We start from the raw sequence: 12,244 nt of genomic DNA on the forward strand, positions 1-12,244 counted from the left end.
TTTGGACTTTACAGCCCCTTGGGCTCGATCACCTGACGGCCATTGTAGTGGCCACAGGCGTTGCAAAGCATGTGCGGGCGCTTCAGCTCGCCACAGTTGGAGCATTCGTGGAAGGCTTCGACCTTCAGCGAATCATGCGACCGGCGATTGCCCCGGCGATGCGGAGATACTTTTCTCTTAGGGACAGCCATGCGGCACCTGTTCCTTGAATTCGTTCAAAATTGATATCGGAGCCGCCCTAGGCCAAGCCAGTCCGCTGCGCAAGCGCGCCGGAGCAGCCCAATCGAGGATGCGGCGAAGGCGCGCGCTATAGCGATTTCTCACACGGTTGCAAGCGCGCGCGCCCAGCTATAGCGAGAACATGGGTCCAACAGGGGGTACTATCAATGGCAGACATGCATATCAGCCTTATCAGCGCGGCGCTGGCAGCACTGATAAACCTGTGGCTCGCGGTCAGGTGCGGCAAGGCGCGCATCAGCGGCAAGGTGCTGCACGGCGACGGCGGCGATGTGGCCTTGCAACGGCACATGCGGGCACAGGCCAACTATGTCGAATACACGCCCTTCGCCCTGATGCTGATCGTACTGCTGGACCTTGCCAACCAGGATGGCTGGCTGCTTGGCCTCACTGCCCTTGCCTATTTCGCCGGCAGGGTGCTCCACCCCATCGGCATGCAGGCGGACCATCCCGCCAAGACGCGCCAGATCGGCATCATGCTGACGTTCGGCCTGCTGTTGCTGTGGAGCGTGTGGGCTGCCCTGGTGGGTCTCAAGCTGCTCTAGGACTGGCCCATCGCGGCGTCGGACACGTAAGGGTTCGTCTTCCGCTCCTGGCCGAAGGTGCTGGTGGGACCGTGGCCCGGCACGAAAGTCACGTTGTCGCCCAGCGGCCAGAGTTTCTGCGTGATCGCATCGAGCAGGCTCTGGTGGTTGCTCATCGGGAAATCGGTGCGGCCGATGCTCCCCTGGAAGATAACGTCGCCCACGAAAGCAAAGCCGGTAGGCCGGTGAAAGAACACGACGTGTCCGGGAGTATGGCCGGGACAATGGATCACCTCCATCGTCACTTCGCCGAAACTCACGGTGTCGCCGTCGGTCAACCAGCGGTCGGGCTCAAAAACCTCGCAGGCCATCTGGAAACGCGGGCCATCGTCCTCGAGGCGGCTGATCCAGAACCGGTCGTCCTCGTGCGGCCCTTCGATCGGCAGGTCCAGTTCCTTCGCCAGCATGCCGGCCTGCCCGCAGTGATCGGCGTGACCGTGGGTCAGCAGGATCTTTTCCAGCGTCACCCCGGCGCGCTGCGCTGCATCCTTCAGCTTGTCGAGTTCCCCGCCCGGATCGACCAGCACCCCGCGCATGGTCCTGGAACACCATACCAGCGAGCAGTTCTGCTGCAACGGCGTCACGGGAATGATGGCGGCTTTGATGGGACTTGGGTTCGGGGCTTCTTGCGTCATGGCTTGCTAAGTGGCGGTGACGCGGACGCGATGCAAGCGTAGAGAGCAGCAATGACCGCCCTTACCTATCGCCAAGCTACCGAAACCGATCTCCCGTTCCTCGACGCCCTGATCGGGGCAGACGAGGTTGCCGCCGCGCGGGATATCGCCCCGCCCGACAATGACGCGCAGCAACTGGAAGCATTACGCGCCATCACGGCCGATTCCGGTCACGAACTGTGGATCGTCGCGCTGGAGGGTGAGGATATCGCAAGCTTTCACCTGAGTTACCTGCCCGGCGTTTCGCGAAAAGGCGCGTGGCGCGGACAGATCGAGAGCGTTCGGGTGATGCCGCACGTTCGGGGAAAGGGCATCGGCGAGGCAATGATGCGCTGGGCGGTGAAGCGGTGCGAGGAAAAAGGGTGCGGCGTGGCGCAACTGACAAGCGACAACCAACGCGAGGGGGCGCATCGGTTCTACAAGCGGTTGGGCTACGAGCCGACCCACACGGGCTTCAAGATGCGGCTGGGTTAGGGACTGAAACCTCGCAAAGCGGAAACTCGCAGGAGTTGCCTTCAACTAACCGGGACTGACGGGCTCATACCCGTCCGCTCTTCCATACGACCCGTCCAATGACGGCGAACTCGTCTGCGCTGACGTCGATTGGCGGGTAGGCAAGGTTCTGGCTCAGCAGCGAGAAACGTCCCCCGCCCTTGCTGGCCACGCGCTTCACCAGCAACAGTTCGTCCAGGCGTACAACGTGCACTCCATCGCGGAAGGGCTGCTCCCGGCAGTCGACCAGAACCTCGTCCCCTTCGCGCAGCAAAGGCTCCATCGAATCGCCCACCACGCGAATGGCGGAAAGCCTTGCGCCGTCCAAACCCTGCTCGGTCAGCCAGCGTTTCGAAAAACGAAATGCGTCGAAGACCTGTTCCTGCGCGCCTGCCGCCCCTGGTCCGGCGGAGGCATCGACTTCAAGCCGAGGTACTTCCACCCACTCACGGCGATCGTGAGGATCGTAGGATTTTTCCTTGGGCCCACCAAGGTCCGATTCTGACGCCCCAAGGAACTGGGCCAGTACCCTGCGATCGTCTTCCTCAAGCTTCTTCGGGCTACCCTTGGTGATATACTGCTGAAGATACGTAGGGTTACGTGATAGCATCCGCGACAGCGAGGCTAGGCTCGCGCCCTGCTCCCTTGCCAGTTCTGCCAGTTTTTCACGCGGGTTCATAAGGCCCTTCCTATGCTGTTGCCCAATTTCCTCCTACACGATGTATTTTTCCTAGACAAGTAGGATTTCGGCAGCAAAACAAGGGGCATCGAATCGCATAAGTGGTTCGCCGGACATGGAAAAACTGGAAGAGGGGTTCGCACCATGCTCATCCGCAAGATCGAAGTATTTCTGCGCCACACGCGCATGCCGCCCACCAAATTTGGCCGCCTCGCGACTCGCGATCCGCGATTCGTGCTGGATCTGCGCAACGGACGCACGCCGCGCGCATCAACGGAAAAACGGGTGGAACATTTCATGAACAAATATCGGGAGACATCTGGTGCATACTGACCCTGCAAACCTTCCCCCGGCGAAACGTCGGGGTGCGCGCGGAACGCGTGAACGGCTCGCCGATGCCCTTTGCGCCCTCGCCAGGGGGAAAGGGCAGATCACGAACCATTCGGAAAAGAGCTGGGCCAGCATCACCTTTGCCGGCGCACGCCACCGGGTGCAGCTGGTTTTCGAAGGTGAGGATGCGATCGACGCAGGTGAATGCTTCATCGCCTTCCTGCCGGAGCACGAGTTCGCCATTCAGGGCCAGCTGGTTGCCGATGCTGCCGTGGTGGAGGCCAGCAGCACCGTCCAGCCGCCAAGGCTTTCTGTAGTCTGCGAAATCCTGTTGCTCGAAGAAGGCTAGAAAAGGCCGACCGCGTTTCGGATCGGTGAGGTCGCGTCCGCTACTGGCTGCTTCTCAATAGCCGCGAAGGAGGTCGACCTGCCCTTCCAGTGGCTTGCCGTTCCTGAAGCGCTCGCAGTTGTCGAGGAACCGCTCCGCCGACCGCGCCCGGCTTGCATGGCTGGGATAGCCGGAAAGGTGCATGGTGACATGGGCGTTGTCGAGGTCCCACAGCCGATGGTCTGGCGGTAGCGGCTCCGGCATGGTGAGGTCGAGGATGGCGCCGCCGATCGCCTCGCGCTCCAGCGTATCCAGCAGCGCATCCTGGTCGACCACCTCGGCCCTGCCGTAGTTCACCAGCCATGCGTCGGATTTCATCGCTGCCAGCGCGTCGGCGCCGAACATACCGGCAGTGTCGGGAGTGGACGGCAAGCTGACGATCACCCAATCGGCCGTTGGCAACTGCGAGCGCCATTCATCCGGGCCCAATACGCCATCGCCGGGTCGGCTGCGCACCGGGATGCAATCGACGCCAAACCCGCCCAGGATCCGGGTGATTGCCTGTCCGATGGCCCCGTAGCCCAGGATCATAGCGCGACTGCCTGCCAGTTCGCGCATGGCGGGCGGCTTGGGCAGCCAGTCGTGCCGATCCTGCGCGCGCACGATCTCGCGGTACCCGCGCGCCACGGTCAGCATCGACATCACCGCGAATTCGGCCACCTGGTTGGCTGCCAGCCCCGCCCCGCAGCTGAGCACCACGCCCCGGTCGTGAAGCTCTTCCAGCGGCATCCAGTCAACCCCGGCATAGGCGCTGGACAGCCACCGCAGCTTTTCCGCCCGTGCTATCGCTTCGAGCGCTGGGGCTTTCACGTGGAGATCGAACCAGCCGATTTCGGCCAGTGGCGCGAGTTCGACCAGTTCGTCCTCGTCGCGCCACCATTTGACATCAAGGTAATCGGGCAAACGCCCATCCAGACGCTTTCGCATCCACTGCGGCAGGACAGCCGTCGTCAAAGTGCCCATTCCCAACCGAGCGGATCGCCGTCCATCACCTCGACACCCTTTTCGGCGAGTTCGTCGCGCAAGGCATCGGATGTGGCGAAATCCTTCTCCGCCCGTGCCGCCTTGCGCCGCTCCAGCGCGTTTTCGATCTCCGTCTCGGTGATAGCGGCGGACTTCGGCCGGATACGCAGGTCCGCACGCGCCAGGTCCATCAGGCCAAGGCCCAGCACCGCATCCATCCGCTCCACCACGGCGCGCTTCACACCGGCGTCGACCTTTTTCAACGCCAGTGCCTCTTCCAGCGCGGTGAGAGCGATGGAAGTGTTCAGGTCGTCGCTGATGGCAGCGTCGAACTTCTCGAGCAGCGGCGCGAACTTCGGATGCATAGGCTCGCCAGCCCCGGCACCCTTCAGCCGCTCGGCCTGCATCACCATGCGCTTGAGTCGCGTTAACGCCGCGCCCAGTCCATCCCAGCTGAACTCCAGTTCACTGCGATAGTGCGCCTGCAGGCACATGACCCTGTAGGCGAGCGGGTGGTAGCCCTTGTCGATCAGCAGTTGCAGGCGCAGGAACTCGCCTGATGACTTGCTCATCTTGCCGGAGCGTTCGACCAGGAAGTTGTTGTGCATCCACACTTTCGCGCCGGAGTTGGTCGCATCCGACAGTCCACCGCAGCCGCAGAAGGCCTGGTTCTGCGCGATCTCGTTCGGGTGGTGGATTTCGCGGTGGTCGATGCCGCCGGTGTGGATATCGAATGGAAAGCCCAGCAGCTTGCCGCCCATGACAGAGCATTCCAGGTGCCAGCCGGGCGCGCCCTTGCCCCAAGGTGAGTCCCATTCCATCTGCCGCGTCTCGCCTGCCGGTGTCTTGCGCCAGATGGCAAAGTCGGCAGCGTTGCGCTTGCCCTCCACGGCATCGATGCGGCCCTCACCTTCCTCGGTCACGGCACGGGCTAGCCTGCCATAATCCTCTACACTCGAGACATCGAAGTAGAGGCCGCTTTCAAGCTCGTAGCAGTGCTTGTCCGCAATGGACTTCGCGAAATCGAGCATCTCCTCGATATAGTCGGTGGCGACGGACCAGTGCGCCGGCTGGCGGATGTTCAGCGCCTTTACGTCCGCCCAATAGGCTTCGGTATAGTGCTTCGCGATATCCCAGATCGACTGCGCTTTCTCCGCAGCCATCTTCTCCATCTTATCCTCACCCGCGTCGCCATCGTCCGTCAGGTGGCCGACATCGGTGATGTTGATGACGTGGGTGAGCTTGTAGCCCTTGAAGGTCAGCGTGCGGCCCAGCACGTCGGCAAAGACGTAGGCGCGCATATTCCCAATGTGCGGGTAGTTATACACCGTCGGCCCGCAGGTGTAGACTCGCGCTTCACCGGGGTGAACGGGCACGAACGGCTCTTGTCGCCGCGTGAGGGAATTGAAGAGCGTGAGGTCTGCCATTGCCGGTGTCGCTTAGAGCGGTGTGTGGCAGCGGACAAGCCGTGTGGTACGCCGCATGTCTAGCCACCCGAAACGGACACTTTCCTTTTACGGCAATTCGATTCCCGTAAGGTCCCACCCCAGCCCATCGCGCGCAAACAGCAGGGTCGGGCCACCGGTGCCATCCTCGAACGTTCCCACGGCGCGGAAATGATCGAAACCGTTGCGCTCGACGTCCCAGTCGATGTCCTGTCCGCGCAGGCGTTCTGGCAGCATGCCAGCCGCCAGACTTCCCGAGACCACGAGCGTGCCGACCGCCTCCGGCGTAAGAGCACGATCGGTGATCTCGCGCCCGATCCGCTCTGCCACGGCGCCGCCCAAGGCATCGATCAGTCCGCCGCCCTGGCCCTGCCGCCGCCGCGTGGCTTCGGTTATCTGGTCACTGACCGATGCGCGCAAGGCCGGAAAATCAACGCGTTCCTCAAGCTCTGCAGTGTCGCCAGCCTGTGCCGCACCGGCGAGCCCGCGCATGGCCATCCAAGGCGAAGCGAACCACCAGCCGAGAACGACAATGGCGATGGCGAGAATGAGGGCGATCAGTTTCTTCATCAATCGACCTCGAACAGGTCCGCCAGCTGCTCGATGATCGTGCCGCCAAGCTGTTCTGCATCCATGATCGTTACTGCCTTCTTGTAATAGCGGGTCACGTCATGGCCGATGCCGATGGCGACGAGCTGGACGGGCGATGCCTTCTCGATCCACTCGATCACCTTGCGCAGGTGCGCCTCAAGGTATCCGGCGCTGTTCACCGACAACGTTGAATCATCTACCGGCGCACCGTCGGAGATCACCATCAAGATGCGGCGATCTTCGGGGCGTGCCAGCAGGCGGTCGTGCGCCCACAAGAGCGCCTCTCCGTCGATGTTTTCCTTCAGCAGGCCTTCGCGCATCATCAGGCCCAGCGAACGGCGCGCGCGGCGCATCGGTTCATCGGCCTTCTTGTAGATGATGTGGCGCAGGTCGTTCAGGCGGCCGGGGTTTTCCGGGCGACCGTCCGCCAGCCACTTCTCGCGGCTCTGCCCACCCTTCCAGGCGCGGGTGGTGAAGCCGAGGATTTCCACCTTCACCCCGCAGCGTTCCAGCGTGCGGGCTAGGATATCGGCGCTGATCGCGGCGATGGAAATGGGACGACCGCGCATGGAGCCGGAATTGTCGATCAGCAGGGTGACGACGGTGTCCTTGAACTCCTGCTCCTGCTCCTGCTTGTAGCTGAGCGAATGGCCGGGGCTTACGACCACGCGGGCAAGCCGTGCAGCATCCAGCAGGCCTTCTTCCTGGTCGAAATCCCAGCTGCGGTTCTGCTGCGCCATCAGCCTGCGCTGCAGGCGGTTAGCCAGCCGTGTCGTTACCCCGGCAAGGCCTGCAAGCTGGCTGTCGAGATAGGCGCGCAGCCGGTCGAGCTCCTCCACATCACACAGCTCCGTGGCTTCAACCACTTCGTCAAATGTTTCGGTGAAAGGCTTGTAATCAAAGCTGTTTGGAATGTCCTGCCACGGCGCGTTCTTGCGCTGGGGCAGCTGCATTTCCTCGCCGTCGTCGCCCGGCTCGCCTTCGGCCAGTTCGTCGTCGCCGGGGGACTGTTCGCTCTCGTCGCCCTCGCCTTCCTCGCCCTCGGCTCCCTCGGCGCGGGTTTCGGGCTGGTCGGATTGGTCGGCCCCGTCCTCGTCCTGCTCGTCTTTTTCCTGTTCGTCCTGCCCGTCCTCGGAATCGTCGTCGTCGAAGCCGTCGTCGTTCTCCGGCTCCATCGGCACCATGTCGAGGTGACGCAGCATGTCGAGACCCAGCTTCTGGAAGGCGGACTGATCATGCAGTGCGTCGGAAAGCTGCTCGAAATCGTCGCCGGTGCGGCTCTCGACGAATTCGCGCACCATCTCCACGCCCGGGCGTGCAGCCTCGGGAATGGGCTGGCCGGTCAGCTGCTCGCGCAGCATCAGGCCAAGCGCCGTGTGAAGTGGCACGTCGTCTGCCGTTTCTGCGCTGGTTATCGGATCGCCGGCCAGCCGCCTTTCATGCATCAGCTCCATATTGGCGCGCATGCCGGTGTATTCGCTCTCGCCGATCGCCTCGTAGCGGGCGCGCTCGATAGCATCGTAGCAGGCGCTGGCAGCAGGATCTCCGGGCCGCATCCTTGCATGAAGCGCGCCGTTGTGATGGCGCATCCGCAAGGCGAAACTGTCGGCAAAGCCGCGCGCCTCGCGTGCCTGCTGGGCCGAGATATCGCGGCCCGGCATGGGCACGCGCGCCATCTTGCCTTGCTGGCTCGGCTTGTCCGCGGTCCAGCCAATCTCCGCCTCCCGATCACGCGCGATGGCACGCGCCGCGCCGGTAAGCGCGGTCTTAAAACGGTCGAGTGGAGATTCGTCGGACATCAGCAGCTTTCTTCTGCGCGCTGCCTAGAGACAGTCCGGCACCCGGCGCAAGGGACTAAAGTGCCCCTTGTGCGCCGAATACGCCAATCAGCAACGGATCGTTCGTGGATCGCGGGTTGCGGCGGATGTCGGCTTCTTCCGCGCCCATCTCGTTCCAGATGGCATTGTCCACTGTGCTGGCGAGATTGCGCGCCACGCCGCCCACATCGACGCCCGTGAGGCCGGCCAGCAGTTCGCCCACCAGCGGCTCGTTCGCCAGGCGCATCGCATCGCCCAGTTCGGGCACCATGGCTTCCACCAGGGTCGTACCCATGCTGCCCCGCAGGAACGACGTTGCGGCGTTGGGCCCGCCGTTCACCAGGGCGACTGCGTTCTGGATGCCGATAACCCGCACGGCATCGGCCACGATGGGTGCCGCGCGTTCCGCACCTTCGATGGCGAAATCGGCGAAAGCGCCTTCCAGCCGGCTCTTGAACAGCGAGGAGGTGAGGATGGATGCAACTACGCCGCCGCGCGATCCGATCAGGCTCGGCAGGCCAAGCTGCGCCACCTGCTCGTCCCAGAAACCGCCGGGCGCGGTGAGACGCATGAAGGCCCGCTCGCTCGAAAGGTAGAGCAATTGCCGGATCGCGTCGGTCAGGCTCCACCCGCCGAAAGACTGGCAGGCAGGCAGCAACAGCGCGCCGGAAGCCAGCGCGCCTCCCATGAAGCGGCGGCGACCGATGAGGCCGGGATTGCTCTGCGATGATGCGAATTCGGTCATAAGGCTCTTCCTCTTCTTGCAGGCTGGCCACGGCATTGCCCATATGGCTGGCAATGCCCGCAACCCGTGCCCGCCTCCTCGTCATGAACGCCGCGCTCGGCCCGCTCGATTACCGGGTGCCCGAGGGCATGGCTATCGAACATGGCTCCGTCGTCGTCGCGCCGCTGGGGCCGCGTCAGGTGACTGGCATAGTCTGGGAAGATGAACGCCTGCCGACCGATCCGGTGCCCGAGGGAAAACTTCGGCCGCTGCTCGCCGTGCTCGACGTGCCCCCGATCAGCGCGCAGTTACGCCGCCTGATCGAGTGGACGGCGGATTACTATGTCGCCCCGCTAGCGGCAGTGGCGCGCATGGTAATCGCCAGCGGCGGCGCGCTGCGCGGCCCTGCCACCATGACCGAATACCGGCTCACCGGCGGGACGCCCGAACGCATGACCCCGCAACGCGCGGCCGCCATCGATGCGCTGGAAGGGGAGCAGGCGACCATCCGTGAGCTGGCGGGCATCGCGGGCGTATCCGAAGGCGTATTGCGAGGCCTCGTCAACCACGGCGTGCTCGAGCCGGTGGAAGTGGACGTCGACCGCCCCTACCCCCGCGCCACTGCCGACTTCCACCTGCCCGACCTTTCCGACGACCAGCGCGAAGTCTCCGATCGGTTGGTCGAACTGGTAGAGGCGAGGAAATTTGCCCCCGTCCTGCTCGACGGCGTTACCGGGTCGGGCAAGACGGAGACCTATTTCGAAGCCATCGGCGCGGCCATTGCAGCAAACCGGCAGGTATTGGTGATGCTCCCCGAAATCGCGCTTACCGAGGCTTTCCTCTCCCGCTTCGAGCAACGCTTCGGTTCAGGCCCGGTGGTCTGGCATTCCTCGCTGAAAAGCACAGAGCGGCGCCGCGCCTGGCGGGCGATCGCCAGCGGGGAAGCGCAGGTGGTGGTTGGTGCGCGCTCGGCCCTGTTCCTGCCCTATGCCAACCTCGGCCTGATCGTGGTGGACGAAGCGCACGAGATCAGTTTCAAGCAGGATGACGGCGTGCGCTATAACGCCCGCGACGTGGCCGTGATGCGCGCCCGGTTCGAGGGGATGCCCGTCGTCCTCGCCAGCGCCACCCCGGCGCTGGAAAGCCTGCACATGGCCGACACCGGGATTTACGAGAAGCTGGTCCTGCCAAGCCGTTTCGGCGGCGCGCAGATGCCCGATATCCAGCTTGTCGACCTGACCGAGGAGAAGCCCGGCAGCGGCGCATGGATCGCCCCGCCCCTGCGCCGCGCGCTGTTCGACCGGCTGGAGAAGGGCGAGCAGTCGCTCCTCTTCCTCAACCGCCGCGGATACGCACCGCTTACGCTGTGCCGCCACTGCGGCTTTCGTTTCCAGTGCCCCAATTGCAGTGCGTGGTTGGTGGAACATCGTCTGTCGAAGCGCCTCGCCTGTCATCACTGCGGCCACGAGACCGCGCCGCCCGAGAAATGCCCCGACTGTGGCGAGCCAGATTGCCTTGTCGCCTGCGGCCCCGGCGTGGAGCGGATTGCAGACGAGGTAGCCGAAATGCTGCCCGAGGCGCGGGTGGCGGTCGTGACCTCGGACACTCTCAACTCGCCGGAGAAGGCGGCCGAGTTCGTTGCCATGGCAGAGGCCAAGGCCATCGACGTGATCGTTGGAACGCAGCTTGTCACAAAGGGGTTCCACTTCCCCGAGCTTACACTGGTCGGCGTGATCGATGCCGATCTTGGCCTCGAAGGCGGAGACCTGCGCGCCGCCGAGCGCACATACCAGCAGGTGGCACAGGTGGCGGGCCGTGCCGGGCGCGGCGCGAAGCCGGGCGAGGTGCTCATTCAGACACGCCATCCCGAAGCTGCCGTCATCGCGGCGCTGGAAGCGGGCGACCGCGATGCTTTCTACGAAGCGGAAACCGAAGCCCGCCGTTACGCCAATGCTCCGCCCTTCGGACGCTGGGCCGCCATCATCATTTCCAGCGAAGACGAGAAGGAGGCGCGCGAAGCGGCACACCGGCTGGGCGACACGCGTCCGATACTCGACGATGTGCAGGTGCTGGGCCCCGCCCCTGCCCCGATGGCGCTGCTGCGCGGGCGCTACCGTTACCGGTTGCTGCTGAATGCGAAACGCAGTGCGGAACTCCAGCAGGTGATCCGCGACTGGCTATCCCGGATCAACCACCCGCCCGGCGTGCGCATCGGCGTGGATATCGACCCCTACAGTTTCGTCTGACATCATGGGCGAGGGACGGAACTTGCCGGTACACAAGGAGCAACTAGAAATAGCGCGATGACCTCGGCTCCCAACTCGCAAGCCTCGCTGCCGGAGAACGCTGCGCCATTACCCGACATCGCGTGCTTGCACGAATTCTGGGCAGCGCACGGCAATGGAGGCCGACAGTTGCAGCCGCAGGTCGAAAGGCTGCTTCTCGATACCCTGGGCATCGGCAACAAGCAGGCCTATTTCGCGCTTTATGGGGGGCTCGATTTCGACCAGTTTCGCCACTGGATTGTCGAGACAGCAGGCCTCCCGGATCCGGTGCTGGTGTCACGGTTCCACAGCTGGCTTTACGAACTACCGCTGGAACCGGAAGCGCAAGCGCAAATCGCAGTAATCGACGACATGGAACCGGTTCTGGACGACGCGCAAATGCGCCTCTGGAACGAAAACGGTTTTGTTGTGCTACCCGACGCCATCCCGGCGGAAGAGGTCGCGGCCGTCCGCGACCTTGTTTGGGCTGAGGCCGGGGGAACGCCGGACCATACCGATAGCTGGTATGCATCGCGCGAGGACGGGATCATGATCTCATGTTACCAGCATCCGGCGCTGGAACTCGCTCGCCGCTCATTGCGCATTCGCAAGGCCTTCGCCCAGCTTTGGGGCACCGCCAATCTCTGGGTCACGATCGACCGTGTCGGTTTCAACCCGCCCGAGCGCCCGGACTATCCCTTTGCCGGGTCCGATCTTCACTGGGATGTCAGCCTCGCACGTCCGATACCCTTCGCGACACAGGGCGTTCTGTACCTGACGGATACGGCCGCCGATCAAGGGGCATTTCGCTGCGTGCCAGGCTTTCATCGCCGGATAGACAAATGGCTCGACAGCCTGGACGGCACACCGCCACGATCGGTGGATCTTGGCGCCCAGCAGATCACGGTGCCGGGAAAGGCGGGTGACCTGGTGATCTGGCGGCAGGATCTTCCGCACGGCGCAAGCCCGAACCGCGCAGCATCGCCGCGCCTTGTGCAATACGTGAACTTCTATTCGCCTGACCTGGAAACAAATCCGCGCTGGCTCTAGCCTAAA

At 63.7% G+C, this 12,244-nt stretch carries 14 protein-coding genes; 6 read left to right on the forward strand and 8 right to left on the reverse strand.

The annotated features are described in order from the left end of the window. Positions 1-8 precede the first annotated feature (8 nt). The gene (gene rpmF, locus D2V07_RS04080; RefSeq protein WP_082126465.1) at positions 9-191 is read right to left on the reverse strand and encodes a 50S ribosomal protein L32; all 183 of its coding nucleotides are present in this window, start codon (positions 189-191) and stop codon (positions 9-11) included. A 195-nt stretch (positions 192-386) separates the two neighbouring features. Between rpmF and D2V07_RS04085 the strand changes: the two genes are divergently transcribed. Then, positions 387-782, forward strand: a complete 396-nt coding sequence (locus D2V07_RS04085; RefSeq protein WP_119585055.1) for an MAPEG family protein — start codon at positions 387-389, stop codon at positions 780-782. On the opposite strand, the gene D2V07_RS04090 is transcribed toward D2V07_RS04085, so the two are convergent. After that, on the reverse strand, positions 779-1,456 hold the full coding sequence (locus D2V07_RS04090) for an MBL fold metallo-hydrolase (RefSeq protein WP_325048997.1): 678 nt from the start codon (positions 1,454-1,456) through the stop codon (positions 779-781). The two genes, D2V07_RS04085 and D2V07_RS04090, sit on opposite strands and share 4 nt — an antisense overlap. 51 nt (positions 1,457-1,507) lie before the next feature. Between D2V07_RS04090 and D2V07_RS04095 the strand changes: the two genes are divergently transcribed. After that, a complete protein-coding gene (locus D2V07_RS04095) occupies positions 1,508-1,969 on the forward strand; it encodes a GNAT family N-acetyltransferase (RefSeq protein WP_119585057.1) in 462 nt (153 codons plus the stop codon). A 64-nt stretch (positions 1,970-2,033) separates the two neighbouring features. Here the strand turns inward: D2V07_RS04095 and D2V07_RS04100 are convergent, their stop codons facing one another. Then, on the reverse strand, positions 2,034-2,666 hold the full coding sequence (locus tag D2V07_RS04100) for a S24 family peptidase (RefSeq protein WP_119585058.1): 633 nt from the start codon (positions 2,664-2,666) through the stop codon (positions 2,034-2,036). Positions 2,667-2,810: 144 nt separating this feature from the next. Here D2V07_RS04100 and D2V07_RS04105 point away from each other — a divergent pair, with 144 nt between their 5' ends. Further along, positions 2,811-2,999, forward strand: coding sequence for a hypothetical protein (locus D2V07_RS04105; protein ID WP_119585060.1), 189 nt, complete (start codon positions 2,811-2,813; stop codon positions 2,997-2,999). Next, entirely contained in the window at positions 2,989-3,345 is a 357-nt protein-coding gene (locus D2V07_RS04110; protein WP_119585062.1) for a hypothetical protein, read from the forward strand. The genes D2V07_RS04105 and D2V07_RS04110 overlap by 11 nt, the downstream gene beginning before the upstream one ends. Before the next feature lie 54 nt (positions 3,346-3,399). On the opposite strand, the gene D2V07_RS04115 is transcribed toward D2V07_RS04110, so the two are convergent. The 5 genes from D2V07_RS04115 to D2V07_RS04135 form a co-directional block, all read right to left on the reverse strand. Beyond that, positions 3,400-4,347, reverse strand: a complete 948-nt coding sequence (locus tag D2V07_RS04115) for a D-2-hydroxyacid dehydrogenase (RefSeq protein WP_119585064.1) — start codon at positions 4,345-4,347, stop codon at positions 3,400-3,402. Further along, positions 4,335-5,774: a cysteine--tRNA ligase gene (gene cysS / locus D2V07_RS04120; RefSeq protein ID WP_119585066.1), complete on the reverse strand. Its 1,440-nt coding sequence runs from the start codon at positions 5,772-5,774 to the stop codon at positions 4,335-4,337. Before cysS ends, D2V07_RS04115 begins: the two co-directional genes overlap by 13 nt. Positions 5,775-5,861: 87 nt before the next feature. Then, positions 5,862-6,362, reverse strand: coding sequence for a DUF2939 domain-containing protein (locus tag D2V07_RS04125; RefSeq protein ID WP_119585068.1), 501 nt, complete (start codon positions 6,360-6,362; stop codon positions 5,862-5,864). Then, entirely contained in the window at positions 6,362-8,182 is a 1,821-nt protein-coding gene (cobT, locus tag D2V07_RS04130) for a cobaltochelatase subunit CobT (protein WP_119585070.1), read from the reverse strand. Before cobT ends, D2V07_RS04125 begins: the two co-directional genes overlap by 1 nt. A 55-nt stretch (positions 8,183-8,237) precedes the next feature. Next, the gene (locus tag D2V07_RS04135; RefSeq protein WP_119585072.1) at positions 8,238-8,945 is read right to left on the reverse strand and encodes a DUF4197 domain-containing protein; all 708 of its coding nucleotides are present in this window, start codon (positions 8,943-8,945) and stop codon (positions 8,238-8,240) included. Positions 8,946-8,998: 53 nt separating this feature from the next. On the opposite strand from D2V07_RS04135, the gene D2V07_RS04140 reads away from it, so the two are divergent. Beyond that, on the forward strand, positions 8,999-11,170 hold the full coding sequence (locus D2V07_RS04140) for a primosomal protein N' (RefSeq protein WP_119585074.1): 2,172 nt from the start codon (positions 8,999-9,001) through the stop codon (positions 11,168-11,170). A gap of 57 nt (positions 11,171-11,227) precedes the next feature. Continuing rightward, positions 11,228-12,238 carry a phytanoyl-CoA dioxygenase family protein gene (locus D2V07_RS04145; protein ID WP_119585076.1) on the forward strand — a complete coding sequence of 337 codons (1,011 nt, stop codon included), beginning with the start codon at positions 11,228-11,230 and terminating at the stop codon, positions 12,236-12,238. Positions 12,239-12,244 lie beyond the last annotated feature (6 nt).

It is taken from the genome of Aurantiacibacter zhengii (assembly GCF_003584125.1).
GTDB lineage: Bacteria > Pseudomonadota > Alphaproteobacteria > Sphingomonadales > Sphingomonadaceae > Alteraurantiacibacter > Alteraurantiacibacter zhengii.

Excerpts from the sequence above, each read along its gene's own strand:
- rpmF (WP_082126465.1), bottom strand. The coding sequence starts at position 191 with ATGGCTGTCCCTAAGAGAAAAGTATCTCCGCATCGCCGGGGCAATCGC.
- D2V07_RS04085 (WP_119585055.1), top strand. The coding sequence starts at position 387 with ATGGCAGACATGCATATCAGCCTTATCAGCGCGGCGCTGGCAGCACTG.
- D2V07_RS04090 (WP_325048997.1), bottom strand. The coding sequence starts at position 1,456 with ATGACGCAAGAAGCCCCGAACCCAAGTCCCATCAAAGCCGCCATCATT.
- D2V07_RS04095 (WP_119585057.1), top strand. The coding sequence starts at position 1,508 with ATGACCGCCCTTACCTATCGCCAAGCTACCGAAACCGATCTCCCGTTC.
- D2V07_RS04100 (WP_119585058.1), bottom strand. The coding sequence starts at position 2,666 with ATGAACCCGCGTGAAAAACTGGCAGAACTGGCAAGGGAGCAGGGCGCG.
- D2V07_RS04105 (WP_119585060.1), top strand. The coding sequence starts at position 2,811 with ATGCTCATCCGCAAGATCGAAGTATTTCTGCGCCACACGCGCATGCCG.
- D2V07_RS04115 (WP_119585064.1), bottom strand. The coding sequence starts at position 4,347 with ATGGGCACTTTGACGACGGCTGTCCTGCCGCAGTGGATGCGAAAGCGT.
- cysS (WP_119585066.1), bottom strand. The coding sequence starts at position 5,774 with ATGGCAGACCTCACGCTCTTCAATTCCCTCACGCGGCGACAAGAGCCG.
- D2V07_RS04125 (WP_119585068.1), bottom strand. The coding sequence starts at position 6,362 with ATGAAGAAACTGATCGCCCTCATTCTCGCCATCGCCATTGTCGTTCTC.
- cobT (WP_119585070.1), bottom strand. The coding sequence starts at position 8,182 with ATGTCCGACGAATCTCCACTCGACCGTTTTAAGACCGCGCTTACCGGC.
- D2V07_RS04135 (WP_119585072.1), bottom strand. The coding sequence starts at position 8,945 with ATGACCGAATTCGCATCATCGCAGAGCAATCCCGGCCTCATCGGTCGC.
- D2V07_RS04140 (WP_119585074.1), top strand. The coding sequence starts at position 8,999 with ATGCCCGCAACCCGTGCCCGCCTCCTCGTCATGAACGCCGCGCTCGGC.
- D2V07_RS04145 (WP_119585076.1), top strand. The coding sequence starts at position 11,228 with ATGACCTCGGCTCCCAACTCGCAAGCCTCGCTGCCGGAGAACGCTGCG.